The sequence below is a fragment of the Escherichia sp. E10V5 genome (genome assembly GCF_004212315.1).
Lineage (GTDB): Bacteria > Pseudomonadota > Gammaproteobacteria > Enterobacterales > Enterobacteriaceae > Escherichia.
Genome location: NZ_RHJM01000022.1, coordinates 73,013 through 95,664, shown reverse-complemented (window position 1 = coordinate 95,664; position 22,652 = coordinate 73,013). Strand labels below are relative to the sequence as shown.

Below are 22,652 nucleotides of genomic sequence, written 5' to 3'. Positions count from 1 at the left end.
TACCCGGTCTCACCGCCGGGTTATTGCTTGTCACAAAAAAGTGGTAGACTCTTGCGGTTAACCCACTCAAAAGCAAGAACGAATGACCGTCGAAACACAACTTAATCCCACACAGCCTGTCAATCAGCAAATTTATCGTATTCTTCGTCGCGACATTGTGCATTGCCTGATTGCACCAGGTACGCCGTTGTCGGAAAAAGAAGTTTCTGTTCGTTTCAATGTGTCACGCCAGCCGGTTCGCGAAGCCTTCATTAAACTGGCTGAAAACGGCCTGATTCAAATTCGCCCGCAGCGTGGCAGCTACGTCAATAAAATCTCCATGACCCAGGTTCGCAATGGCAGTTTTATTCGACAGGCCATTGAGTGCGCGGTGGCACGGCGGGCAGCGAGCATGATCACTGAAAGCCAGTGCTACCAACTTGAGCAAAATCTTCACCAGCAACGCATTGCCATTGAGCGCAAGCAACTGGATGATTTTTTTGAACTTGATGACAACTTCCATCAACTCCTTACCGATATTGCTGACTGTCAGCTCGCCTGGGACACCATTGAAAACCTGAAAGCGACCGTTGACCGGGTGCGCTATATGAGTTTCGACCGCGTCTCCCCACCAGAAATGCTATTACGCCAACATCTCGATATTTTCTCTGCCCTGCAAAAACGTGATGGCGATGCCGTAGAACGTGCAATGTCGCAACATTTGCATGAAATCAGCGAATCTGTGCGCCAGATCCGCCAGGAAAATAGCGACTGGTTCAGCGAAGAGTAATTCTTTACCTCTCATCCCATTCGGGGTGAGAGTTCATCCCCCTTCTTCTGGTTTATGCAAGCATCAAAAAAGATGTGAACTTGATCATAAACAAAAAAAAATTCACTCGACAGGAGTATTTATATTGCGCCCGTTACGTGGGCTTCGACTGTAAATCAGAAAGGAGAAAACACCTATGACGACCTACGATCGTAACCGTAACGCAATCACTACTGGCAGCCGTGTTATGGTTAGCGGCACCGGTCACACTGGCAAGATCCTGTCGATTGATACTGAAGGTCTGACCGCAGAGCAAATCCGCCGCGGTAAAACCGTAGTAGTTGAAGGTTGTGATGAAAAACTCGCGCCTCTGGACCTGATTCGTCTCGGCATGAACTAAGCGTGTGAATGCCGCCGATGGCGGCATTGCTGTCACTTATCACTTCACCGCATATTTCGCCACGGTCGCTTTCGCGCCATGCGCTAATAAAGACAAATACGCTTCCGTCACCTTTGCTGTGAACAACGCATTGTTCGGCAAATCATCACCAAATATCGCATTAATCGCCATCAAGGACTGCACGCGCACTTGCCCTTCTGCACTACTTTGCACGGCCTCCTGAATGACCGGTAATAACGGGTCACTAATTTCGATGGGATTACCCTGCTCATCAACACCGCCGACATACCGCATCCAACCGGCGACGCCAAGCGCCAACAGATCGAACGCGCTGCCCTGTTTCAGATGCCAGCGAATGGAATCCAGCATTCGCTGCGGGAGTTTCTGACTGCCATCCATCGCAATCTGCCAGGTTCGATGGCGTAACGCTGGATTACTGTAGCGTTCAATCAGTCGATCCGCATAATTTTGCAGATCCACGCCCTGCACTTTCAGCGTCGGCGCCTGTTCCTGCAACATCAAGGCATGTGCCGCACGGCGATAATTTTCATCTTCCATGCAGTCATTAATATGCTGATATCCGGCCAGATAACCCAGATACGCCAGGAATGAATGACTGCCGTTGAGCATACGCAGTTTCATCTCTTCATAAGGCAGCACATCGCTGACCAGTTCAGCACCTGCTTTTTGCCATTCCGGACGTCCGGCAACAAAGTTATCTTCAATAACCCACTGACGGAACGGTTCACAGGCTACACCTGCTGGATCGCGCACACCGGTGAGCTGCTCTATTTTATTCAGCGTTTCAGCCGTCACCGCCGGGACAATGCGATCGACCATTGTCGAAGGAAAAGTCACGTTTTCGACAATCCATTGCGCCAGTTCCGCATCAACAGAATGCGCATAAGACGTGACAACGTCACGCATTACATGACCATTTTCCGGCATATTGTCGCACGACATTACCGTAAATGCCGGTAAGCCTGCGGCCTTGCGCCGGGCCAGCGCCTCCACAATAACCCCTGGTGCCGTTTTCGGCTGGTGGGGATTGTTTAGATCGTCAACGATCATTGGGTGATCCAGCATTAACTGCCCGGTCGCCGGAGAGTGAAAATAGCCTTTCTCTGTAATAGTCAGAGAAACAATTGCAATTTGCGGTTCGCACATGGCAGCAAGCACAGCGTCTAAACCGTCTATTTGCACGTGCAACGCTTTTTTCACTACCCCCACTACACGAGCGGTCCAGGCATCGGCCGACATTTCCGCAACGGTATAGAGATTATCTTGCTGTTTTAGATCAGCTATTTGCTGTTCACCGCCGATCAGGTTCACTTCATAGTAACCCCAATCGCTGTGATGCTCGGCAGCCAGGATGTCGGCATACACACCCTGATGCGCGCGATGAAATGCTCCAAAACCTAAATGAACAATTTTGGGTGCCAGGTTATTACGATCATAACCAGGGAGTGTCGCTCTGGCGTTAAAAAGTCTGTTTTCCATAAGAAGACCTGTTTCTGTCAATTAAACTACGATGTATCTGTTGCAAATATCCCAGTGGTATATTTTTTCTCTTATCATTAGCGAAAGCCCGGCCACACTATCGGAAAATATAACCGGGTAACGAATAAAAATGGATTATTTCATACCTAGCAATGCCGGTAGCCACAGCGAAAGTCCCGGAATATAAGAAACCATAAATAGCAAAATGATATTTCCTGTAATAAACGGAATTACCGCTTTACTGATCTCTCCTAAAGAAACACGGGCAATTCCCTGCGAAACGAAGAGGCACACGCCAACAGGTGGTGTCGTCAGGCCGATTACAAGGTTCATTACCATCATTACTGCAAAATGGATTGGATCCATACCGATAGCTGTCGCAACTGATAGTAATGGGGTAAAGAGAATCAATAGTGCTGCGATGGTTTCCATGAACATTCCAACCAACAACAGCAGCAGGTTAATCATTAGAATTAACAAATATTTGTTGCTTGTAATAGATAACATGCCATCAGCAATTTGCTGCGGGATCCCTTCAGATGTCAGGATCCAGGCAAAAACATTGGCGAAACCAACCAGCATCAAAATGCCAGCCGTACCGCTGATGCTTTCCATCATACATCCCATGAATTTGCTCACAGTCAAGTCACCATAGACAAAAAAGCCCACGATCAACGAAAACACAACAGCAAATACAGATGCTTCAGTCGGAGTAAACAGACCAGTAACCAAACCGCCGATAATCATGACCGGCATTAGAATTGCCCAGATCGCCCCACGCGTAGCATGTAACCGTTGACGAAATGTAGCCCGCTCACCTTTTGGATAACCCCGTTTATGCGCCAGGTACCATGCGATACTGGCCATGGTTAAGCCCATCATTAAACCAGGAACTGCCCCAGCGATAAAAAGTTTACCCACTGACAAACCGGTTAACGTACCAACAATGATCATTGGTACACTGGGCGGAATAATTGGACCGACTGTCGATGCCACTGCAGTTATTGCCCCAGAAAATGGTGCATCGTAACCACTGCGTTTCATTGCGGGGATCATTACTGATCCAATGCTGGCGGCTTCGGAAACTGCCGTGCCGGAAATACCTGCAAAGATCATTGAACCGCTAACGTTGGCCATTGCTAAACCGCCACGAATGTGACCCAGCCATGCGTTACTGAAAGATACAATTCGGTCAGTAATGCCGCCGCCGTTCATTAATCCTCCCGCCAGCAAAAAACCGGGGATACAAAGCAGTACAAAAGAGTCCATACCACTAAAGAACTGATTCGCCATAATGGCGAGTCCCATATCAGTAACCAGTAGATAGAAGATTGACGATAACGCAAGGGAGAAAATAACCGGAACTCCCAGCATAAGTGAAACAAAGAATATCACAAACAGACCAATAGTCGGATTCATGCGCTGTTCTCACATTAGATAATTCTATTTCCGCCCTTGCGGCGTAAAATCCCGAATCAAATTAAACAAAGTAAAAAGCGATATGTTTCCGGTAATGATAATCACCGAGGATGTCACCCATGCCTGTGAAATAGGCAGTGTAGTAGCCATACGCCACATTGTGCTTTCTACATATTCTACGGAATTGATCATTAGAGTAATTGAGCAGGTAAGAATAACCAAATCAATAAGTAGCACCAGATATTTTTTCAAACCAGATGGCAGCAGACTTACTACCAAATCAACGTTCACCAATTCACGTTTACCCGTTGCCAGTGCACAACCAAATGCGACAACGTAAACCAGTAGAAAGCGAGCGACCTCCTCTGTCCATGCTGGCGAACTTATTGGTAATGGCCGAGATATAACCTGGAGCAATACTACACCAATGAGCGCAACTAATAAAACCGTACCAATAGTTAAATAAATTTTTTCTATATATCCATATAACTTATTAAACATATTTTCCCCTCAGTAGCTCAAAAAGGGGGAATATCTCCCCCGTTTAATATTATTTTGTTGCTCGAGCTTTTTCGTAAAGAGGTTTGATTTGTGGATTAATTGATTTTTCAACTGATTCATTTGCTATCCGAGCAAACTCGTTCTGATGTACATCAACCAGCGTCATCCCTTTCGCTTGCAGAGCTTCAACTAATTTAGCTTCATCCTGTAAATATAGTTCGTGTTCATAGGCCTGTGCCTCTTTGCCTGCATCAATAATAGCCTGCTGGTATTCTGGCTTCAGCTTATTAAACTTCTTCGTCCCCATAACCAGATAGATCCAGCTACGAACATGTTCTGTCCTGTTAAGATACTTCTGTACTTCAAAGAAACTACCACTCATAATCATAGAAAGTGGATTTTCCTGCCCTTCAATCACTCCCTGCTGCAAACCAGTAAAGACTTCAGAAAATGCCATTGGTGTCGGTTGAGCGCCCAAATCTTTCCAAACGTTGATGAACATTGGTACGTTCGGTAAACGTAGAGTTAACCCTTTAAGTTCTTCCGGATTGGTAATCGGACGGTTAGACGTCAGGTTACGGGGGCCGCGTTCAAACCAGGCGATGGTTTTCAGTTTCACACGCTCTTCAATATCTTTGGATATTTGTGCGCCAACTTCACCATTAACAATTTTTGCCATTTGTTCTGAAGAAGTAATCATATAAGGCACTGCCAGCAATGCCGCAGAAGGTGCCCAGTTTTGTAATGACTCACCTGTAATGGTCATATCAACGCTTCCTAGCTGAATTGCGTTAATAATATCCATTTCTTTACCTAATGATTCATTAGGATAGATTTTAACTTCTACCGCATTATTTGTTTTTTGCTTTACCAACTCAGCAAACTTCAGTGAGGCTTTATGCCAACTATGTTCTTCATTTACAGGATGCCCTAATTTTAGGGTAACATCTGCGGCGATAGCTGAAAAACTTAATAATCCACCAAACAGAGTACAAAGTGCCAGAGATAGCTTTTTCTTTTCCATGATTAATGTTCCTTTGTAGGTACAGTTACTTTTATATAAGACATTCAGGACTCAGGGAATTTCAATAATACTTTGCACAGCCCTTCTTGTTGAGACTCGATGAGTTTAAATGCTTCATGTACATGTTGAATATCAAAAACATGACTTATAATATTCTCCGGATGAATTAATCCCATCACCATCCACTCAATAACTGTAGGGAACATACGACAATTTAAACGCGATGAATAGAGGGTTAACTCACGACGAGTTAATTCTTGTTGCGCTATTGCGGACGGTGTCGCAGAAAAACCTAAAAGTCCAATTCGCCCGGCAGGAGAGATTAACGTCACGGCTTCTTCCAGGATAGATGGATGGCAAACCGCATCATAAATTAACGTAGGTGTTAGTTTATTATTGTGCAGAAATTCCCGTAATGAACCATTCCGGTTATTAAAAGTATGAGTCGCACCACAACGTCCTGCCATAAGCAGGCGATCTTCGCGTTGATCCACCACAATTACTGGAATCTGCCAGACGTTACACAAAACATCAATAATTGTTAAACCTGCCGGACCTGCTCCATATACCAGTGCAACATCCGTTGGGAAAACCCCCGTACGATTGGTTACATTGGCAGCTACCGCATACGGTTCAATTGCCGCTGCAAGGTTTGCTGGTATAGATTCCGGCACTCGCCAGATGTTAGTTGCTGGAACACAGGTGTAATCGGTAAAGCCACCATCGCGATGAACGCCTAATACGTTTAAGCTTTCGCACACATTCGGGCGCCCAATTGAACATGGATAACAATGACCGCAGCTAATGACTGGATCAACCACGACGCGTTCACCAATGCGTTGCGGAGAGATATTGTCCCCTACGCTGGTTATCGTTCCGACAAATTCATGTCCTACGATACGAGGGTAAACCGCAAAAGGATTTGCGCCATGATAAATATGCAGGTCGGAACCACATATCCCTGCATACTCAACTTTGACACAAACTTCATCAGCTTTTGGCGCAGAAGAAACGCTATCAATCAGATGCATTTGTCCAGGTTTTTCAACCACAACACTAACCATATATTCCGTCCTTACCAGTTCCAGAGTGTGCCATCTTCCAGGCGTGCGACTGGCAGATATGCAGGTTCATAGGGATATTTCGCTGCCAGCTTTTCATCAAACTCGATGCCAAGACCCGGTTTATCGCCCGGATGCATATAGCCGTTATCAAACGTCCAGTTATGCGGGAAGACTTCGAGCATTTGTTCGGAATAGCCCATATATTCCTGAACGCCGAAATTTGGTACCCACAGATCAAAGTGCAGCGCCGCTGCCATGCAGACAGGTGACAAATCAGAAGGACCGTGTGAGCCAGTGCGTACCTGATACAGGGATGCGAAATCAGCGATCCGACGCATACCGGTGATGCCGCCCGCATGAGTCAGCGTGGCGCGGATATAGTCAATGAGTTGTTCTTCTATCAGTTGTTTGCAGTCCCAAATGCTATTGAAGACTTCACCCACCGCAATTGGCGTGACGGTGTGTTGGCGAATGAGGCGGAAACACTCCTGGTTTTCCGCAGGCGTCGGGTCTTCCATCCAGAACATGCGATAATCTTCAATGCTTTTACCAAAGCGTGCCGCTTCAATAGGCGTTAAGCGATGGTGCATGTCATGCAGCAGATGTTCATCAAAACCAAACTTGTTACGTACCGAGTCGAACAGTTTTGGCATGAAGTCGAGATATTTTTCCGTCGACCACCACTGCTCCTCCGGCCACTGCCCTTTTGTCGCAGGTTCATAAGCCAGCCCTTTGCCTTTGGACATGCCATAGGTGGTCTTCATGCCTGGAATGCCGCACTGTACGCGGATGGCTTTGAATCCCAGTTCCTGATGACGAGCATAATCATCCAGTGCCTCATCAATGGAGTGACCGGTCGTGTGACAATAAACCATAACCCCTTCGCGAGACGCGCCACCCAGTAGCTGATAAAGCGGCATGTTGGCGGCTTTGGCTTTAATGTCCCACAGCGCCATATCAACAGCTGAAATGGCCGACATGGTGACTGGACCGCGACGCCAGTACGCCCCTTTATAGAAAAACTGCCAGATATCTTCGATACGGTGTGCATCGCGACCAATGAGTTGTGGGCAAAGATGATCTTGCAGATAAGATGCTACCGAAAGCTCGCGTCCGTTAAGCGTGGCATCGCCAAGACCGGTAATACCATCCTCGGTGGTGATTTTTAAGGTGACAAAATTACGTCCTGGACAGGTGACAAAAACTTCAGCCCCTACGATCTTCATGTTTTATTCCTTGCATCGATCTTCGTGATGCATGAAATCTACGCAGTTGAACCACTGCCATACAAGTATGAAGACACAAAAAAGCCAGAATGATCACAAAAAAAGGCGCGTATTTGCGCCGTGAATAGATCTAAAGACAGCCAGATTTTGCTGTTATTTTGGACGCCACGTATGGCATATCTTATTAATAATAAAAGAGATTTATCATTCCAGGCAAAATCAAACTCGTCCCCAGCCAGCAACAATAATCAACATCCCGCATAGCGCGACCAATGCTCCAGTCCAGTCGTAGAGACTGAGTTTTACGCCATCCACAACCCGCAGCCACAGCAGCGCCGTGCAAACATAAACGCCACCATAAGCTGCATACACTCGCCCACTGGCCGCCGGATGCAATGTTAACAGCCAGACGAAAAGCGCCAGAGAAATCCCCGCCGGAACCAGCAGCCATACGCTGGCGTTCCGTTTAAGCCATAGCCAGGGCAGGAAGCATCCGACAATTTCACACAAGGCGGTAGCAAAAAACAGTAACGTTGTTTTAATCATCTTTGTCACTCATTGACATCATGTATATTTATGGCTCGACATAATATCATTACCCTATACATCCTTCTGGTACGTTTTGCGTTCGCAGTGGATCGTGTAAAATCCCCTTTAAACATTCATGTAAGGAATGAATCATGAATATTACTTCCAGCAAACGGCTCGGACTGCTCGCTTTTCTGCTACCTTGCGCACTGGCATTTAGCGCAACTACTCATGCAGAAACCAATAAACTGGTGATTGAGTCTGGCGACAGCGCACAGAGTCGCCAACAGGCGACAATGGAAAAAGAACAATGGAATGAAACTCGCAATTTGCGTCAAAAAGTCAATAAACGCGCCGAGAAAGAATGGGATAAAGTTGACTCCGCTTTCGATAGCCGCGATAAATGCGAACAAAGTGCCAACATTAATGCCTACTGGGAACCGAATACTTTACGTTGCCTGGACCGTCGTACTGGCCGCGTAATTACCCCCTAACCTGTTATTGATATAAGGAATGTAAGGACACGTTATGACAAGCGCCCACAGTGTTAAGCTACGTCCGCTGGAGCGTGAAGATTTACGCTATGTGCATCAACTCGACAATAACGCCAGCGTGATGCGTTACTGGTTTGAGGAACCCTACGAAGCCTTTGTTGAACTCTCTGATCTGTACGATAAACATATTCACGATCAGAGTGAGCGCCGTTTCGTGGTGGAGTGCGATGGTGAAAAAGCGGGTCTGGTGGAACTGGTTGAAATTAACCATGTCCACCGCCGCGCAGAATTTCAGATAATCATCTCCCCGGAATACCAGGGCAAAGGTCTGGCAACACGCGCAGCAAAATTAGCAATGGATTATGGCTTCACTGTTCTTAATCTCTATAAACTGTATCTGATTGTCGATAAAGAGAATGAAAAAGCGATTCACATTTACCGTAAGCTCGGTTTTACGGTCGAAGGTGAACTGATGCATGAATTCTTTATTAATGGTCAATATCGCAATGCCATTCGCATGTGTATATTCCAGCATCAGTATCTGGCGGAACATAAAACGCCGGGTCAGGCGATGCTGAAGCCGACCGCGCAATAGCGTTAATAATAATCAATGGTATTTTTGATAGTGTAAACCCGTTCGACGGCGGGTTTTTCCGCTTCATCAACAATGATCAATTGGCAGTCCACCGGATTGGCGTGACTGTCATATTCACAGCTTTGCTTCACATTACCAACTTGTTGATTATTCAGTAAAGTAACCGCCGTGTAATCGAGTTTTTTGATCGGATCAGTTGATGGTGTTGCCGTGACTGATAACGTTTTATCGTTGCTTACCGTGGTTTTACCCAACGGATAGCCCTGTTCATCATACCTATAATCCACTTTCATCTGTTTACTGCTGGCTTTAACTACAACGCCATTATCATCGGTTTCCCAACTCACTCCGGCGGAAGGTAATTCTGCTAACTGGCATTTACCCTGTAAACGTACTTTTTTCTCCAGTGTCTGCGCATCACGGTAATAATTCGCATCCAGCACTAAGGCAACCACGGTATTATTTTCCAGATCCAATAATTCAAGCGAATCGAAGCAACCTTCTTCCGATAAGCTGCCTGAAACACGTTTCGTCACTTCCCCTTGTTCATTCATCAATGTCTGGGTGAAATCTTTAACCGGACCACGCAGCGGATCGAAATCAAATTCATTAGAGAAGCTGGCCATCTCTGGCGTAAAAGAAAACGTCACTTCTGCGCGATCGCATCCTGTAAGCATTATCGCGAGCAAACATGGCAGTAATTTGAAATTCACTTTAGTCACCAGACAGTAGAGATTATTATCAATCATAGTAGTAAATACAGTGCTTTACACGTGAAATGCTATGCTTAGTGAGTAATATTCATTTAAGGAGCCAATGATGAAAATCTCAACTTATTGCGCCGCGCTACTGCTCACAATTGCCTCACCCGCCGTGCTGGCCGCGCCAGATTCTTGTGAACGGATAAAGAGCGATATTTCACAGCGTATTATCAACAACGGTGTGCCAGAAAGTAGCTTTACTTTAAGTATTGTGCCAAATGATCAGATCGATCAACCTGACACCAGGGTGGTTGGCCATTGTGCCAATGATACTCATAAAATTCTCTATGACCGCACCACCAGCGGTAACAATTCTGCCCCTGCACAACCGACTCAAGATGGCGCGCCTGCCGAACCGCAGTAAAAAGTATGATGGACGCTGGCGCGTCTTATCAGGTCTACATACTGCAACGTGCTTGTGTCTCATACCGGGCGGTGAGATGATCGGGCGAGCGCGATTTTATGGCCTGCATATGACGGTAGGAATGGCCGTCGCAGGTTAACAACTTGGTGCGGGGCAAGCCGCACGTTTCAGGATGATAAGAATGACGCATTTTTCACAACAAGATAATTTTTCTGTCGCGGCGCGTGTGCTGGGGGCGCTGTTTTATTACGCCCCAGAAAGCGAGGAAGCCGCGCCTCTGGTTTCTGCAATGACCAGCGATGGCTGGGAAACTCAGTGGCCTCTGCCGCAAACTTCTTTAGTGCCGCTGGTAACGGCTTTTCAGCAACAGAGTGAAGAGTCGCGTACACAGGCCTGGCAGCGTTTATTCGTTGGCCCGTGGGCGTTGCCGTCCCCGCCGTGGGGATCGGTCTGGTTGGACCGTGAATCGGTACTGTTTGGCGATTCAACGTTGGCACTTCGCCAATGGATGCGCGAAAAAGGCATTCAGTTTGAGATGAAGCAAAACGAACCTGAAGATCATTTTGGCTCCTTGCTACTGATGGCGGCCTGGCTGGCGGAGAGCGGTCGTCAGACTGAGTGCGAAGAGTTGCTGGCGTGGCATCTTTTACCGTGGTCGACGCGCTTTCTCGAGGTGTTTATCGAAAAAGCAGAACACCCTTTTTACCGCTCGCTTGGTGAACTGGCTCGCTTAACGCTGGCTGAGTGGCAGTCACAATTGCTGATTCCCGTCGCAGTTAAGCCACTTTTTCGTTAAGGTTCCCGTAGCATTACCGGATGGCGGCAATATCGCGCCATCCCATATTTAATAAGTTACAGTGTCACACCATTTCCCTACTTAAAGCACGCACAGCTTTTGCGCCTGACGTCTTTTCCCTCAAAATAGATGCCCGTGTTTAAATTGCTATTTCTACTCATGCATCATCTACACCTTTACCCGGATCTGCGCACCATGTTTCGTCGTCTGCTTATCGCAACGATAATCGGTATTCTCGCGGCGTTTGCCGTTGCCGGATTCCGTCATGCCATGCTGTTGCTGGAGTGGTTGTTCCTGAGCAATGATTCCGGGAGTCTGGTCAATGCTGCGACAAACCTTTCTCCGTGGCGACGCTTGTTAACTCCTGCGCTCGGTGGTCTGGCGGCAGGTTTATTGCTCATGGGCTGGCAGAGAGTTACGCAGCAACGACCCCATGCGCCGACCGATTATATGGAAGCGTTGCAGAGTGAGGGGCAGTTCGATTACGCAGCAAGCCTGGTAAAATCACTTGCCTCTCTGCTGGTGGTGACAAGCGGTAGCGCAATTGGCCGTGAAGGGGCGATGATTCTGCTGGCGGCTCTTGCTGCATGCTGGTTTGCCCAACGTTTTACGCCGCGTGAAGAGTGGAAATTATGGATTGCCTGCGGTGCTGCGGCAGGCATGGCTGCAGCCTATCGCGCACCGCTTGCCGGGAGTTTATTTATTGCCGAAGTGCTGTTTGGCACCATGATGCTTGCCTCTCTTGGCCCTGTGGTGATTTCAGCCGTGGTGGCATTGCTTGTCAGCAATCTTATTAATCACAGCGATGCATTGCTCTACAGCGTTCAGCTCGAGGTGACGCTGCATGTGCGGGACTATGCGCTAATTATCAGTACCGGCGTACTGGCTGGTCTTTGCGGACCATTACTGTTGAAAATGATGAGCGCCAGTCATCAAGGTTTTGTTCACCTAAAACTGACGCCGCCCTGGCAGTTGGCGTTAGGGGGGGTGATCGTCGGCCTGCTTTCCCTGCTCACGCCTGCCGTATGGGGCAATGGTTATAGTACGGTGCAATCCTTTTTAACCACCCCACCACTGTTTACGGTCATTGCTGCGATCTTCATCTGCAAACTTTTTGCCGTGCTGGCCAGTAGCGGTTCCGGCGCGCCTGGCGGCGTGTTTACGCCAACGCTATTTATCGGACTTGCAATTGGCATGCTGTATGGCCGTAGCCTGGGGTTATGGCTTCCAGGCGACGAAGAAATGACGCTTCTACTCGGACTAACAGGGATGGCAACACTGCTGGCTGCGACCACGCATGCGCCAATTATGTCGACATTGATGATATGTGAAATGACCGGGGAGTATCAGCTACTCCCCGGTTTATTGATTGCCTGCGTGATCGCGTCGGTAATGTCGCGGACCTTACACCCTGACTCTATCTACCGACAGCACACTACGCAGCATGGCTAAGCGGATGTATTGGCCCAGTTCTCGCTGTTCAGCTCGGGGCAGATAAGGCAGTTCACCAATGAGCGGTGCCGGAAGTTTTTTACCCAGCACATCAATGATTTCAGCATAATGCGCTAACCCAGGGTTAATACGATTAGCCACCCAGCCAATGAGAGGCAGACCGTCGTTCGCAATCGCTTGTGCGGTCAGAAGCGCATGGTTAATACAGCCTTCCTGAATACCCACCACCATCAACACTGGTAGCTGCTCCTGGACCACCCATTCAGAGAGCGGACGCAGATCATTCATCAGGCTACGCCATCCGCCAGTCCCCTCAACGACAACATGATCAACTTTGTCAGTCAGGTTAGCCAGACCATTTGAAATGAGCGTGTAATTGATTGGACAACTGTGCGCCACGCTACTTTCTTCTTCGCTTAACGCAATGGGATTGACTGCTTCATAAGGCAGTTCAATTGATGAAACACTCTGCAACACCAGGGCATCTTTGTTACGCAGCCCCTCAGGTGTCTCTTTGCTCCCCTTCGCTACGGGTTTGTATCCCGCAACTGTTTTTCCCTGGGAGGCTAACGCTTGTAGCAATGCGCGGGAAACCACCGTTTTCCCTACAGAAGTGTCTGTACCTGTTATAAAGAAACGCTTCAGCATCACTAACTCCACCGTTATGCTTCACTAATATAAGCCAGGAAAATAATTCAACGTGGAAAGTCTAAGTTATGCTTTCTGCACTCAATTTGAGATAGCGCAAATTTTGGTAGAACAGTTAAAAAATGTTAACCCTGCAACAGACGAATCAGCAAAGATCCATTATATAGCGCATCTTTTACCAGCGCGGCCCCTGCCATTGTCCCCTGATTGGTGAACTGAGTGCTCTCAACGCTAATATGCTGGCTGTATGCAGGAAGCGCCTGCTGGCGGATGCTGTCAGAAATCACAGGGAACAGAATATTTGCCGCTTTGCTTAACGGCGAGCCAATCAGTATTTTTTGTGGGTTAAATAAATTCACCATGATGGCCAGAATACGCCCAACATGCGCGCCTACGCCAGTGATAATATCCTTTGCCAGCAAGTCACCCTGCAACGCCGCATGGCATAATGAATCCATGCTCAAAGGCTGCCCGTGCAACATCGAACTCATTGACTGATTAAGACGTAATTGCGCCAGTTCGAGGATGCTGTCCACACTGGCGATGGTTTCCAGACAACCGTGGTTACCGCAATAACAGCGTTTACCATACGGATCCACCTGGGTATGACCAATTTCTACCAGGCTACTGCTTCCGGCATGTAACAAGTGACCGTCGGTAATCACGCCCGCGCCAACATTGTGATCAATTACCACCTGAATCACATCGCGCGCCCCGCGAGAGGCTCCAAATAATGCCTCGGCCATCGTCCATGCACTAATATCATGCTGAATGTAAACCGGTACACCTGTGTGCTGCTCCAGCGCTTCGCCGAGCGGCATCTCTTTCACATCCTCGTAAAACGGCATCCGGTGCACAATACCATTTTCCGTATCAATAATTCCCGGCAAAGTAATGGCGATGGATGTCAGGCGTTCGAGTTTTTTCTGATGACGGATAAAAAACTGATCAATATGCGCAATGATACGTTCCAGCAAAGGCAATTCATCCTGAAGCGCCAGTTCCTGTGTCTCTTCCACCACCAGCTTGCTGCTTAAATCACGCAGGGCAAGAAAAATTAAACCACGACTGATGCGCAGAGAAAGATAATGCCAGGCTTCTGTTTCCACCACCAACCCCACCGCAGGGCGGCCACGGTTTCCCCCTTCTTTAATTTCTAACTCTTGCACCAGATGCGCTTCTAGCATTTCGCGGACAATTTTGGTGATACTGGCGGGAGCCAGTTGCGCCATGCGGGAAAGGTCGATACGCGAAATGGGACCAAGCTGATCAATCAGGCGATAAACAGCACCCGCGTTGGTCTGCTTTATTTGATCAATATGTCCAGGCTGGTTTTCTGCAACCACCTTATACTCCCTATATTTTCGCGCTCCGAAATAATCTGTAGGCTATGGTGAAACACTTCAATGCGTGCCGTCAAATTTTTACTTAGCCATGTGATTAACAGCACACTTTTCGGGTTTTTTAGCTGAATTTTACCTCACCTGAGAGCATTCAGCAGCTGAATACGAAAGTTTCGCGCTGCCGGACTTTGTTCATGATGCGTCGGCCAGACCAACCACATTTCAGAAACCGCATCTTCTTCAGCAATAGGTATCCAACGCATTTCATTAAGCTGAACACGCTTAAATGAGGCGGGCAAAATCGAAACGCCCAAACCGGCAGACACAAGGCCAATGATGGTCATCGCCTCGCCCACTTCCTGGGTAATAACCGGTGTAAGATTGTAGCGTCGCATCAGGCCCAGAATGTCATCATAAAGCCCTGTCCCAACGTGAGGATCAAAGAAAACAAACGGCTCTTTTGCCAGTTCCGCCAACGTAACTACAGATTTACCGGCTAACGGATGATCGTGCGGAATCATCGCCATAAGCGGTTCATGCACAATTACCGCATGGTTCAACGTCTCCGGCAGCAAAGTATTGCGTAACAGTCCCATATCGAGCGTCCCTTCGATAAGGGGCGCAATTTGCTCGCGGGTATTCATCTCGCGCGTCTGCAAATGGACATCAGGAAATTCGCGGCGAAATAACGATAAGGTATCTGACACTGCGCGAATGAATGGCGCCGATGAGGTAAAACCAATGCGTAACTCTCCCGCCTCCCCCTGATGCAGTCGTTCTGCTCGCGCGGCGGCATCGTCTACCAGAGAAAGAATTTGACGACTATCGGCAAGAAATTGTTTGCCTGCAGCGGTGAGCGCGACGCTTCGATTGGTCCTGGCCAGCAGGCGCGCGCCAATTTGTTGCTCCAACGCCTGAATCTGTTGGCTTAGTGGCGGTTGAGAAATATTCAGGCGCGCAGCAGCTCGACCAAAATGCAATTCTTCTGCAACAGCGATGAAGTAACGTAGGTGACGCAATTCGATATTCATATTTCATACATATTATTTGAGACTATTAATATATTAGACATAACAATTCGATTTTCCTACTCTATTCCTGAGCTAACACAACGCGCATATTTAGTAAGGATTTCAAGTGAGTCGTACCACAACTGTTGATGGCGCTCCGGCAAGCGCCACTGACAAGCAAAACGTTTCCCAGCCAAACCTGTTCATTAAACGCGGTACGCCGCAATTTATGCGCGTGACCTTGGCGCTTTTTTCTGCCGGACTGGCAACCTTCGCACTTCTCTATTGTGTGCAACCTATCCTTCCGGTTCTTTCACAGGAGTTTGGCTTAACACCCGCAAACAGTAGTATTTCACTGTCAATTTCAACGGCAATGTTGGCTATCGGATTGCTGTTTACTGGCCCGCTTTCCGATGCCATTGGTCGCAAACCAGTGATGGTTACGGCACTGTTATTGGCCTCCATCTGCACGTTACTTTCGACGATGATGACCAGCTGGCACGGCATTTTGGTGATGCGCGCCTTGATTGGCCTTTCATTAAGCGGCGTGGCTGCGGTGGGCATGACCTACCTTAGCGAAGAGATCCACCCGAGTTTTGTCGCCTTTTCGATGGGGTTGTACATCAGCGGTAACTCGATTGGCGGCATGAGCGGACGCTTAATTAGCGGTGTCTTCACCGATTTCTTCAACTGGCGAATTGCACTGGCAGCGATTGGCTGTTTCGCACTGGCCTCGGCGTTAATGTTCTGGAAAATTCTTCCAGAATCTCGCCATTTCCGCCCTTCCTCACTGCGCCCTAAAACATTGTTTATCAACTTCCGTCTGCACTGGCGCGACCAGGGATTGCCTTTATTATTCGCAGAAGGTTTTTTGCTGATGGGCTCATTCGTCACCCTGTTTAATTATATTGGCTATCGCTTGATGCTTTCCCCGTGGCATGTCAGCCAGGCGGTGGTGGGTTTATTATCGCTGGCCTATTTGACCGGTACCTGGAGTTCACCAAAAGCTGGAACCATGACCACCCGCTTCGGACGCGGTCCGGTGATGCTGTCTTCGACAGGTGTCATGCTTGTTGGCCTGTTAATGACATTGTTCAGTTCGATATGGCTGATTTTTGCCGGGATGTTGCTCTTCTCCGCCGGATTCTTTGCTGCTCACTCGGTCGCCAGCAGCTGGATTGGCCCCCGTGCTAAACGCGCCAAAGGCCAGGCTTCCTCGCTGTATCTGTTCAGTTACTACCTGGGGTCAAGCATTGCTGGAACATTAGGTGGGGTCTTCTGGCATAACTACGGCTGGAACGGCGTTGGCGCCTTTATTGCGTCGATGCTGGTGGTCGCGATTATAGTGGGTACACGTTTGCACCATCGATTGCACGCCTGAAAAAATAAGCCCGGGCTGAGTAAAATACCCACCCGGGCTTATTGTCTGCTCAACTCAACGTTAATAACCATCCTAAAATAGACGAAGCGCCAGCCAATTCCCGCAGCGCATCTAATGTCATCAGGATAATAAATACCCAAATTAGCGGATTCATTTACTGTGTGTCATTTATTGATGATGCAAAGTAATTCTACCGTTTTGGGAACAGAGAAATAGTAAACTCGATCAAGACTACTGATATTAGTAGGGAATTTACCTTAAGTCACATCGCGTTATTATTTACCAATTTACTTTGTACATATCGTTACATGCCGAAACCAACCACTCACGGAAGCCTCTCATTACCCGAGATATAGTCATTACATCGGCCCCGTAGTGGGGTTGCATAAAAAAACCAAATTGAGGGTATGACAATGAAAAAAGTATTAGCTCTGGTTGTTGCCGCTGCGATGAGTCTCTCTTCTGCCGCTTTTGCCGCAGAGACTGCGACCACACCTGCCCCTGCAACTACTGCCACCAAAGCTGCACCTGCAAAAACCATGCATCATAAAAAACAGCATAAAGCAGCACCTGCCCAAAAAGCGCAGGCGGCTAAAAAGCATCATAAAAAAGCGAAAACCGAACAGAAAGCTCCGGAACAAAAAGCACAAGCCGCGAAAAAGCACACCAAGAAACACAGCCATCAGCAACCTGCAAAACCAGCTGCCCAACCAGCAGCTTAAGTTTTCAGCAGCAATAATGGCGCGCCCCCTCGCGCCTGAAAATTACGGCGCTAGACGGATAACGTTTAGCGCCGCCTTAAGCGGAGGGTACTATGGTGGGCCGTTATCGCTTTGAGTTCATTCTTATCATCCTTATTTTATGTGCATTGATTGCCACTCGCTTTTATCTTTTCTGATCGTAGTTATCTGATTTCACTCCCACTTTAATCCCGTCCCGGCTATAGTATTTATGAGGGTTTGCTTTTAATAATCATAATTACCCACCAGAGTGTGATATGCGTACAACCATTGCTGTAGTACTGGGTGCAATTAGTTTGACATCTGCATTGGTATTTGCAGATAAACCTGACAGTCCTGAATCGGCTAATGATGAAGTCAGCACCCTTTTTTTCGGTCATGACGATCGAGTGCCAGTAATTAACACGACCCAATCTCCGTGGGATGCGGTTGGGCAACTGGAGACTGCCAGTGGAAATCTCTGCACGGCCACCCTGATTGCGCCCAATCTCGCATTAACGGCGGGGCACTGTTTATTAACGCCGCCAAAAGGCAAACCAGACAAAGCAATTGCGCTGCGTTTTGTGTCGAATAAGGGGCTATGGCGCTATGAGATCCACAACATTGAAGGCCGCGTTGATCCGACACTAGGTAAACGGTTAAAGGCTAATGGAGATGGCTGGATTGTCCCGCCTGCTGCCGCGCCGTGGGATTTTGGTTTGATTGTGCTGCGCAATCCGCCTTCTGGCATTACACCCTTACCACTTTTCGAGGGAGACAAAGCAGCACTCACCGCCGCATTAAAAACGGCAGGTCGCAAAGTGACCCAGGCAGGCTATCCCGAGGATCACCTGGATACGTTGTACAGTCATAAAAATTGCGAAGTGACTGGCTGGGCGCAAACGTCGGTGATGTCGCATCAGTGCGATACCCTGCCGGGTGACAGCGGTTCGCCGCTAATGCTGCATACTGATGACGGCTGGCAGTTGATTGGCGTGCAAAGTTCGGCGCCTGCGGCTAAGGATCGCTGGCGGGCTGATAACCGGGCTATCTCTGTTACCGGCTTTCGCGACAAACTGGAAGAGTTATCCCGGCAATAGCGTTTAAATGCTGCCCGAAAATACGGGCAGCATAAACATCAGGCGAGTTTCACCATGATCATTCCGGCTAACAACAGGACCAGACCAACCCAGCCTTTGCGGTTTAACCGCTGACCAAACAGGACCCAACCGGCTGCTAATGTGGCGACAATACCAAACCCACCCCACAGCGCATACGCCACTGACAAGTCGATCCCTTTCACTGCCTGGGATAGTGCACTAAAAGCAGCAAGTACCGCCGCCAGCGACAACAAGCCATAGACTTTACGGCGAAAGCCATCAGAAAATTTCAAAAAGACGTTAGCAATAATTTCCAGCACTATCGCCAGTGCCAACCAGGCGGCGTGAATCCATTCAAACTGAGCCATGATTCTGCTCCAGCGTAGATTTACGCACTTTACGTGTACCCGATTTGATCAAGACAATCCCGGCAACCAGAGTTGTTAACCCGACAATTTTCATCAGCGATAAACTTTCATCAAATAACAGAACGCTAAACAGCGTAATAAATAAAATACCGATACCTTCCCACAGCGCATAGGCTACGCCTAACGCAATTTTTTTAACGGCGAAAGAGAGAAGTATATATGACAGAGAAATCATCACCAGCATTAAAATAAACCCGCTGTTTCCATCACTGACACTAGCCCATTTCATAGATAACGTGCCGGTAATTTCTGTGGCAATAGCCAGACCTAATAAAATCCAATAAAAATACATTACCCTTCTCCTGCAAGAGAATTATTTTAATATTCGCTTAATTCAGCGAAAGTAAAGAGGTCAAGCCCAGCGCATAGCGCAAGCTTCGGCAGAAGAAAGGACTAAAGCGCGTTGCGCCAGTGCTGCTCACCTGCGAGCAAGATAGTGGATGAGGTACGAAGATGGGTAAATGTAGAAAATAACGTCCTGAACAAATTGTCCATAAAATTACAATTATCCGCAGTGTTGCTTCTCGTCATCGCGGATGATAATTGTCCTCGGTAGTTGAACACGTCTGATTTGTATCATAGCTTAAGAATTAACTCAAAACATTTTCATTTCTTTACCTGAGTGGTTTGATTTTCGTTATAATGCCGCCGCTAAAAATAAAATATTATTAGCGAAGGAAGAATATACGGGGATAAGCATGGCAAAGCCGATCATCACACTCAATGGTCTAAAAATCGTCATAATGTTGGGAATGCTGGTCATTATTCTGTGCGGTATCCGGTTTGCCGCCGATATCATCGTCCCCTTTATCCTCTCGCTATTTATCGCGGTAATACTTAATCCTCTGGTACAACGCATGGTTCGCTGGCGAGTGCCGCGCGTACTTGCGGTGTCAATTTTGATGACCATTATCGTGATGGCGATGGTGTTAATGCTGGCCTATCTCGGTTCAACACTCAATGAACTGACCCGCACTTTGCCACAGTATCGCAGCTCAATCATAAAACCGCTGCAGGCTCTGGAACCTTTATTACAGCGCGTGGGTATTGATGTCTCAGTTGACCAACTGGCTCATTACATTGATCCGAACTCGGCAATGACGTTGCTCACCAACTTACTGACTCAGTTATCTAATGCCATGTCGTCAATATTTTTATTGTTGCTGACGGTGTTGTTTATGCTGCTCGAAGTTCCACAACTACCCGGTAAACTCCAGCAAATGATGGCGCGTCCGGTTGAAGGGATGGCGGCAATACAGCGCGCGATTGACAGTGTGTCGCATTACCTGGTACTAAAAACGGCTATCAGCATCGTCACCGGACTGGTCGCCTGGGCGATGCTCGCTGCACTGGATGTTCGCTTTGCTTTTGTCTGGGGATTGCTGGCCTTTGCGCTTAATTACATACCCAATATTGGTTCAGTTCTGGCAGCAATTCCCCCTATTGCTCAGGTACTGGTGTTTAATGGTTTCTACGAGGCGTTACTTGTACTGGCGGGATATCTGCTGATTAATTTGGTCTTCGGCAATATTCTGGAACCACGCATTATGGGGCGCGGGTTAGGACTTTCCACTCTGGTGGTTTTTTTGTCATTAATTTTTTGGGGATGGTTGTTAGGACCTGTAGGTATGCTGCTTTCTGTGCCGTTGACGATTATTGTCAAAATTGCACTTGAGCAAACGGCGGGAGGCCAAAGCATCGCCGTTCTGTTAAGCGATCTCAATAAAGAGTGACGGCCTCCGTAGAGGCCGTTGAGGTTACAGAGCTTTGAGGATTGCATCCACGCTGGCTTTGGCGTCACCAAACAGCATGTGGGTGTTCTCCTTGAAGAACAGCGGGTTTTGCACGCCAGCATAGCCGGTGTTCATCGAGCGTTTAAAGACAATCACGTTCTGCGCTTTCCACACTTCCAGAACAGGCATGCCAGCAATCGGGCTCTTCGGATCGTCCTGTGCCGCCGGGTTAACCGTATCGTTGGCACCAATCACCAGTACGGTATCGGTATCAGCGAAGTCATCGTTGATTTCGTCCATTTCCAGCACGATGTCATACGGTACTTTCGCTTCCGCCAGCAACACGTTCATATGCCCTGGCAAACGCCCCGCAACCGGGTGAATCCCGAAGCGCACATTGATACCGCGCGCACGCAGTTTCTCGGTGATTTCTGCGACCGGATACTGTGCCTGCGCTACCGCCATGCCATACCCTGGAGTAATGATTACTGAATGCGAGTTTTTCAGCAGCTCCGCCGTCTCTTCTGCGGTGATTTCGCGGTGCTCGCCCACTTCCTGATCATCGCCGGTAGAGGAACCATCAGTGCCGAAACCGCCCGCAATGACGCTGATAAAGGAACGGTTCATCGCCTTACACATAATGTAAGAAAGAATCGCGCCCGACGAACCGACCAGCGCACCGGTCACAATCAGCAGGTCGTTACTGAGCATAAAGCCCGCCGCTGCCGCCGCCCAACCGGAGTAGGAGTTCAGCATCGACACCACCACTGGCATATCAGCGCCACCGATGGAAGCCACTAAATGCCAACCGAAGACCAGCGCTATAGCGGTCATTATCAGCAATGCCAGCACCTGCAAGCCAACACTATCGGTACGAACAAACACCATCAACAGCAGGAAGGAAACGACCAATGCAGCCAGGTTCATTTTATGGCGGTTTGGCAGCATCAACGGTTTAGACGAAATCTTTCCGCACAGCTTACCGAACGCCACAACCGAACCGGTAAAGGTTACCGCACCAATAAAGATGCCAAGGAACACTTCCGTCAGGTGAATGTTGGCCAGAATCGGTGCCATTCCCGCGTCATGATGCAGATAGCTGTTAAAGCCAACCAGCACCGCCGCCAGCCCCACGAAGCTATGCAGGATCGCCACCAGTTCCGGCATTTCAGTCATTTCGACTTTCTTCGCCAGACGGATACCAATCGCGCCACCAATGACCATCGCAACCAGGATCCAGCCAACATTGCCAGTATCCGGCCCGAAGATGGTTGCAATTAACGCAATCGCCATCCCGGCGATACCGAAGTTGTTACCACGGCGAGACGTTTCATGTTTAGAAAGCCCGGCCAGACTGAAGATAAACAGGATCGCGGCAACAATGTATGCAGCTGTAACTAATCCTCCAGACATATGTT

General features: G+C 48.2%; 26 protein-coding genes and 1 pseudogene. 13 read left to right on the top strand and 14 right to left on the bottom strand.

What is annotated here, in order from left to right:
• The first annotated feature begins 82 nt into the window (after window positions 1–82).
• The gene (gene rspR / locus D9738_RS16165; protein WP_130260612.1) at window positions 83–769 is read left to right on the top strand and encodes a DNA-binding transcriptional regulator rspR; all 687 of its coding nucleotides are present in this window, start codon (window positions 83–85) and stop codon (window positions 767–769) included.
• 175 nt (window positions 770–944) lie between these two features.
• Entirely contained in the window at window positions 945–1,148 is a 204-nt protein-coding gene (gene ydfZ, locus D9738_RS16160) for a putative selenium delivery protein YdfZ (RefSeq protein ID WP_000214710.1), read from the top strand.
• A gap of 39 nt (window positions 1,149–1,187) precedes the next feature.
• Here the strand turns inward: ydfZ and D9738_RS16155 are convergent, their stop codons facing one another.
• The 7 genes from D9738_RS16155 to D9738_RS16125 form a co-directional block, all read right to left on the bottom strand.
• Window positions 1,188–2,648, bottom strand: a complete 1,461-nt coding sequence (locus D9738_RS16155) for a mannitol dehydrogenase family protein (protein WP_130260611.1) — start codon at window positions 2,646–2,648, stop codon at window positions 1,188–1,190.
• Between the two features lie 135 nt (window positions 2,649–2,783).
• Window positions 2,784–4,067, bottom strand: coding sequence for a TRAP transporter large permease (locus D9738_RS16150; protein ID WP_130260610.1), 1,284 nt, complete (start codon window positions 4,065–4,067; stop codon window positions 2,784–2,786).
• A gap of 24 nt (window positions 4,068–4,091) precedes the next feature.
• Window positions 4,092–4,568, bottom strand: a complete 477-nt coding sequence (locus D9738_RS16145) for a TRAP transporter small permease (protein WP_130209275.1) — start codon at window positions 4,566–4,568, stop codon at window positions 4,092–4,094.
• A gap of 49 nt (window positions 4,569–4,617) precedes the next feature.
• On the bottom strand, window positions 4,618–5,592 hold the full coding sequence (locus tag D9738_RS16140; protein WP_130209277.1) for a TRAP transporter substrate-binding protein: 975 nt from the start codon (window positions 5,590–5,592) through the stop codon (window positions 4,618–4,620).
• A gap of 44 nt (window positions 5,593–5,636) precedes the next feature.
• Window positions 5,637–6,656: a Zn-dependent oxidoreductase gene (locus D9738_RS16135; RefSeq protein ID WP_130260609.1), complete on the bottom strand. Its 1,020-nt coding sequence runs from the start codon at window positions 6,654–6,656 to the stop codon at window positions 5,637–5,639.
• An 11-nt stretch (window positions 6,657–6,667) separates the two neighbouring features.
• Window positions 6,668–7,882, bottom strand: coding sequence for a starvation-sensing protein RspA (gene rspA / locus D9738_RS16130; protein WP_130260608.1), 1,215 nt, complete (start codon window positions 7,880–7,882; stop codon window positions 6,668–6,670).
• Window positions 7,883–8,101: 219 nt separating this feature from the next.
• Window positions 8,102–8,428 carry a YnfA family protein gene (locus D9738_RS16125; protein ID WP_130209283.1) on the bottom strand — a complete coding sequence of 109 codons (327 nt, stop codon included), beginning with the start codon at window positions 8,426–8,428 and terminating at the stop codon, window positions 8,102–8,104.
• 134 nt (window positions 8,429–8,562) lie between these two features.
• On the opposite strand from D9738_RS16125, the gene D9738_RS16120 reads away from it, so the two are divergent.
• Together D9738_RS16120 and speG are read left to right on the top strand one after the other, a co-directional pair.
• Window positions 8,563–8,904 carry a DUF1283 family protein gene (locus D9738_RS16120; RefSeq protein WP_130209285.1) on the top strand — a complete coding sequence of 114 codons (342 nt, stop codon included), beginning with the start codon at window positions 8,563–8,565 and terminating at the stop codon, window positions 8,902–8,904.
• A gap of 34 nt (window positions 8,905–8,938) precedes the next feature.
• Window positions 8,939–9,499, top strand: a complete 561-nt coding sequence (gene speG, locus D9738_RS16115; protein WP_064529978.1) for a spermidine N1-acetyltransferase — start codon at window positions 8,939–8,941, stop codon at window positions 9,497–9,499.
• Window positions 9,500–9,501: 2 nt separating this feature from the next.
• Here speG and D9738_RS16110 read toward each other — a convergent pair whose 3' ends face one another.
• Window positions 9,502–10,212: a YnfC family lipoprotein gene (locus D9738_RS16110; protein ID WP_130260607.1), complete on the bottom strand. Its 711-nt coding sequence runs from the start codon at window positions 10,210–10,212 to the stop codon at window positions 9,502–9,504.
• 106 nt (window positions 10,213–10,318) lie between these two features.
• Here D9738_RS16110 and D9738_RS16105 point away from each other — a divergent pair, with 106 nt between their 5' ends.
• The 4 genes and pseudogenes from D9738_RS16105 to clcB all read left to right on the top strand — a co-directional run bounded on the left by D9738_RS16105 (window position 10,319) and on the right by clcB (window position 12,872).
• Complete coding sequence (locus D9738_RS16105; RefSeq protein ID WP_130219129.1) at window positions 10,319–10,624, top strand: DUF1161 domain-containing protein; 306 nt, start codon at window positions 10,319–10,321, stop codon at window positions 10,622–10,624.
• A gap of 52 nt (window positions 10,625–10,676) precedes the next feature.
• Window positions 10,677–10,763, top strand: a pseudogene (locus tag D9738_RS25175) (hypothetical protein); the annotation flags it as partial.
• 42 nt (window positions 10,764–10,805) lie between these two features.
• Entirely contained in the window at window positions 10,806–11,420 is a 615-nt protein-coding gene (dmsD, locus tag D9738_RS16095) for a Tat proofreading chaperone DmsD (protein ID WP_130260606.1), read from the top strand.
• Window positions 11,421–11,579: 159 nt separating this feature from the next.
• A complete protein-coding gene (gene clcB / locus D9738_RS16090; protein WP_130260605.1) occupies window positions 11,580–12,872 on the top strand; it encodes a voltage-gated ClC-type chloride channel ClcB in 1,293 nt (430 codons plus the stop codon).
• Here clcB and bioD read toward each other — a convergent pair.
• The 3 genes from bioD to D9738_RS16075 form a co-directional block, all read right to left on the bottom strand.
• The gene (gene bioD, locus D9738_RS16085) at window positions 12,825–13,520 is read right to left on the bottom strand and encodes a dethiobiotin synthase (protein WP_130209293.1); all 696 of its coding nucleotides are present in this window, start codon (window positions 13,518–13,520) and stop codon (window positions 12,825–12,827) included. The genes clcB and bioD overlap by 48 nt on opposite strands.
• A 125-nt stretch (window positions 13,521–13,645) precedes the next feature.
• On the bottom strand, window positions 13,646–14,866 hold the full coding sequence (mlc, locus tag D9738_RS16080; protein WP_130260604.1) for a sugar metabolism global transcriptional regulator Mlc: 1,221 nt from the start codon (window positions 14,864–14,866) through the stop codon (window positions 13,646–13,648).
• Window positions 14,867–15,000: 134 nt separating this feature from the next.
• Complete coding sequence (locus D9738_RS16075; RefSeq protein WP_130209297.1) at window positions 15,001–15,894, bottom strand: LysR family transcriptional regulator; 894 nt, start codon at window positions 15,892–15,894, stop codon at window positions 15,001–15,003.
• Between the two features lie 106 nt (window positions 15,895–16,000).
• Between D9738_RS16075 and D9738_RS16070 the strand changes: the two genes are divergently transcribed.
• From D9738_RS16070 to D9738_RS16055, 4 genes are all read left to right on the top strand, one after another.
• Window positions 16,001–17,254 carry an MFS transporter gene (locus D9738_RS16070; protein ID WP_130209299.1) on the top strand — a complete coding sequence of 418 codons (1,254 nt, stop codon included), beginning with the start codon at window positions 16,001–16,003 and terminating at the stop codon, window positions 17,252–17,254.
• A gap of 413 nt (window positions 17,255–17,667) precedes the next feature.
• Window positions 17,668–17,976, top strand: coding sequence for an acid resistance repetitive basic protein Asr (asr, locus tag D9738_RS16065; RefSeq protein WP_214678558.1), 309 nt, complete (start codon window positions 17,668–17,670; stop codon window positions 17,974–17,976).
• A gap of 92 nt (window positions 17,977–18,068) precedes the next feature.
• A complete protein-coding gene (locus D9738_RS16060; RefSeq protein ID WP_000233091.1) occupies window positions 18,069–18,152 on the top strand; it encodes a hypothetical protein in 84 nt (27 codons plus the stop codon).
• A 99-nt stretch (window positions 18,153–18,251) separates the two neighbouring features.
• Window positions 18,252–19,073 carry a serine protease gene (locus D9738_RS16055; protein WP_130209303.1) on the top strand — a complete coding sequence of 274 codons (822 nt, stop codon included), beginning with the start codon at window positions 18,252–18,254 and terminating at the stop codon, window positions 19,071–19,073.
• A gap of 38 nt (window positions 19,074–19,111) precedes the next feature.
• Here D9738_RS16055 and mdtI read toward each other — a convergent pair whose 3' ends face one another.
• Window positions 19,112–19,441: a multidrug/spermidine efflux SMR transporter subunit MdtI gene (mdtI, locus tag D9738_RS16050; protein ID WP_130219061.1), complete on the bottom strand. Its 330-nt coding sequence runs from the start codon at window positions 19,439–19,441 to the stop codon at window positions 19,112–19,114.
• Complete coding sequence (gene mdtJ / locus D9738_RS16045; protein ID WP_130209307.1) at window positions 19,428–19,793, bottom strand: multidrug/spermidine efflux SMR transporter subunit MdtJ; 366 nt, start codon at window positions 19,791–19,793, stop codon at window positions 19,428–19,430. The genes mdtI and mdtJ overlap by 14 nt, the downstream gene beginning before the upstream one ends.
• A 406-nt stretch (window positions 19,794–20,199) precedes the next feature.
• Here mdtJ and tqsA point away from each other — a divergent pair, with 406 nt between their 5' ends.
• Window positions 20,200–21,234 carry an AI-2 transporter TqsA gene (tqsA, locus tag D9738_RS16035; protein ID WP_130209311.1) on the top strand — a complete coding sequence of 345 codons (1,035 nt, stop codon included), beginning with the start codon at window positions 20,200–20,202 and terminating at the stop codon, window positions 21,232–21,234.
• Window positions 21,235–21,258: 24 nt separating this feature from the next.
• Here tqsA and pntB read toward each other — a convergent pair whose 3' ends face one another.
• Complete coding sequence (pntB, locus tag D9738_RS16030; RefSeq protein ID WP_130209313.1) at window positions 21,259–22,647, bottom strand: Re/Si-specific NAD(P)(+) transhydrogenase subunit beta; 1,389 nt, start codon at window positions 22,645–22,647, stop codon at window positions 21,259–21,261.
• Window positions 22,648–22,652: the final 5 nt, after the last annotated feature.

What these genes read in the sequence shown, in the direction of transcription:
- rspA (WP_130260608.1), bottom strand. Translation starts at nt 7,882, where the DNA reads ATGAAGATCGTAGGGGCTGAAGTTTTTGTCACCTGTCCAGGACGTAAT.
- mdtI (WP_130219061.1), bottom strand. Translation starts at nt 19,441, where the DNA reads ATGGCTCAGTTTGAATGGATTCACGCCGCCTGGTTGGCACTGGCGATA.
- pntB (WP_130209313.1), bottom strand. Translation starts at nt 22,647, where the DNA reads ATGTCTGGAGGATTAGTTACAGCTGCATACATTGTTGCCGCGATCCTG.
- mdtJ (WP_130209307.1), bottom strand. Translation starts at nt 19,793, where the DNA reads ATGTATTTTTATTGGATTTTATTAGGTCTGGCTATTGCCACAGAAATT.
- D9738_RS16155 (WP_130260611.1), bottom strand. Translation starts at nt 2,648, where the DNA reads ATGGAAAACAGACTTTTTAACGCCAGAGCGACACTCCCTGGTTATGAT.
- D9738_RS16105 (WP_130219129.1), top strand. Translation starts at nt 10,319, where the DNA reads ATGAAAATCTCAACTTATTGCGCCGCGCTACTGCTCACAATTGCCTCA.
- D9738_RS16055 (WP_130209303.1), top strand. Translation starts at nt 18,252, where the DNA reads ATGCGTACAACCATTGCTGTAGTACTGGGTGCAATTAGTTTGACATCT.
- rspR (WP_130260612.1), top strand. Translation starts at nt 83, where the DNA reads ATGACCGTCGAAACACAACTTAATCCCACACAGCCTGTCAATCAGCAA.
- D9738_RS16150 (WP_130260610.1), bottom strand. Translation starts at nt 4,067, where the DNA reads ATGAATCCGACTATTGGTCTGTTTGTGATATTCTTTGTTTCACTTATG.
- tqsA (WP_130209311.1), top strand. Translation starts at nt 20,200, where the DNA reads ATGGCAAAGCCGATCATCACACTCAATGGTCTAAAAATCGTCATAATG.
- D9738_RS16125 (WP_130209283.1), bottom strand. Translation starts at nt 8,428, where the DNA reads ATGATTAAAACAACGTTACTGTTTTTTGCTACCGCCTTGTGTGAAATT.
- dmsD (WP_130260606.1), top strand. Translation starts at nt 10,806, where the DNA reads ATGACGCATTTTTCACAACAAGATAATTTTTCTGTCGCGGCGCGTGTG.
- asr (WP_214678558.1), top strand. Translation starts at nt 17,668, where the DNA reads ATGAAAAAAGTATTAGCTCTGGTTGTTGCCGCTGCGATGAGTCTCTCT.
- speG (WP_064529978.1), top strand. Translation starts at nt 8,939, where the DNA reads ATGACAAGCGCCCACAGTGTTAAGCTACGTCCGCTGGAGCGTGAAGAT.
- ydfZ (WP_000214710.1), top strand. Translation starts at nt 945, where the DNA reads ATGACGACCTACGATCGTAACCGTAACGCAATCACTACTGGCAGCCGT.
- D9738_RS16135 (WP_130260609.1), bottom strand. Translation starts at nt 6,656, where the DNA reads ATGGTTAGTGTTGTGGTTGAAAAACCTGGACAAATGCATCTGATTGAT.
- D9738_RS16140 (WP_130209277.1), bottom strand. Translation starts at nt 5,592, where the DNA reads ATGGAAAAGAAAAAGCTATCTCTGGCACTTTGTACTCTGTTTGGTGGA.
- clcB (WP_130260605.1), top strand. Translation starts at nt 11,580, where the DNA reads ATGCATCATCTACACCTTTACCCGGATCTGCGCACCATGTTTCGTCGT.
- bioD (WP_130209293.1), bottom strand. Translation starts at nt 13,520, where the DNA reads ATGCTGAAGCGTTTCTTTATAACAGGTACAGACACTTCTGTAGGGAAA.
- D9738_RS16075 (WP_130209297.1), bottom strand. Translation starts at nt 15,894, where the DNA reads ATGAATATCGAATTGCGTCACCTACGTTACTTCATCGCTGTTGCAGAA.
- D9738_RS16145 (WP_130209275.1), bottom strand. Translation starts at nt 4,568, where the DNA reads ATGTTTAATAAGTTATATGGATATATAGAAAAAATTTATTTAACTATT.
- D9738_RS16120 (WP_130209285.1), top strand. Translation starts at nt 8,563, where the DNA reads ATGAATATTACTTCCAGCAAACGGCTCGGACTGCTCGCTTTTCTGCTA.
- D9738_RS16060 (WP_000233091.1), top strand. Translation starts at nt 18,069, where the DNA reads ATGGTGGGCCGTTATCGCTTTGAGTTCATTCTTATCATCCTTATTTTA.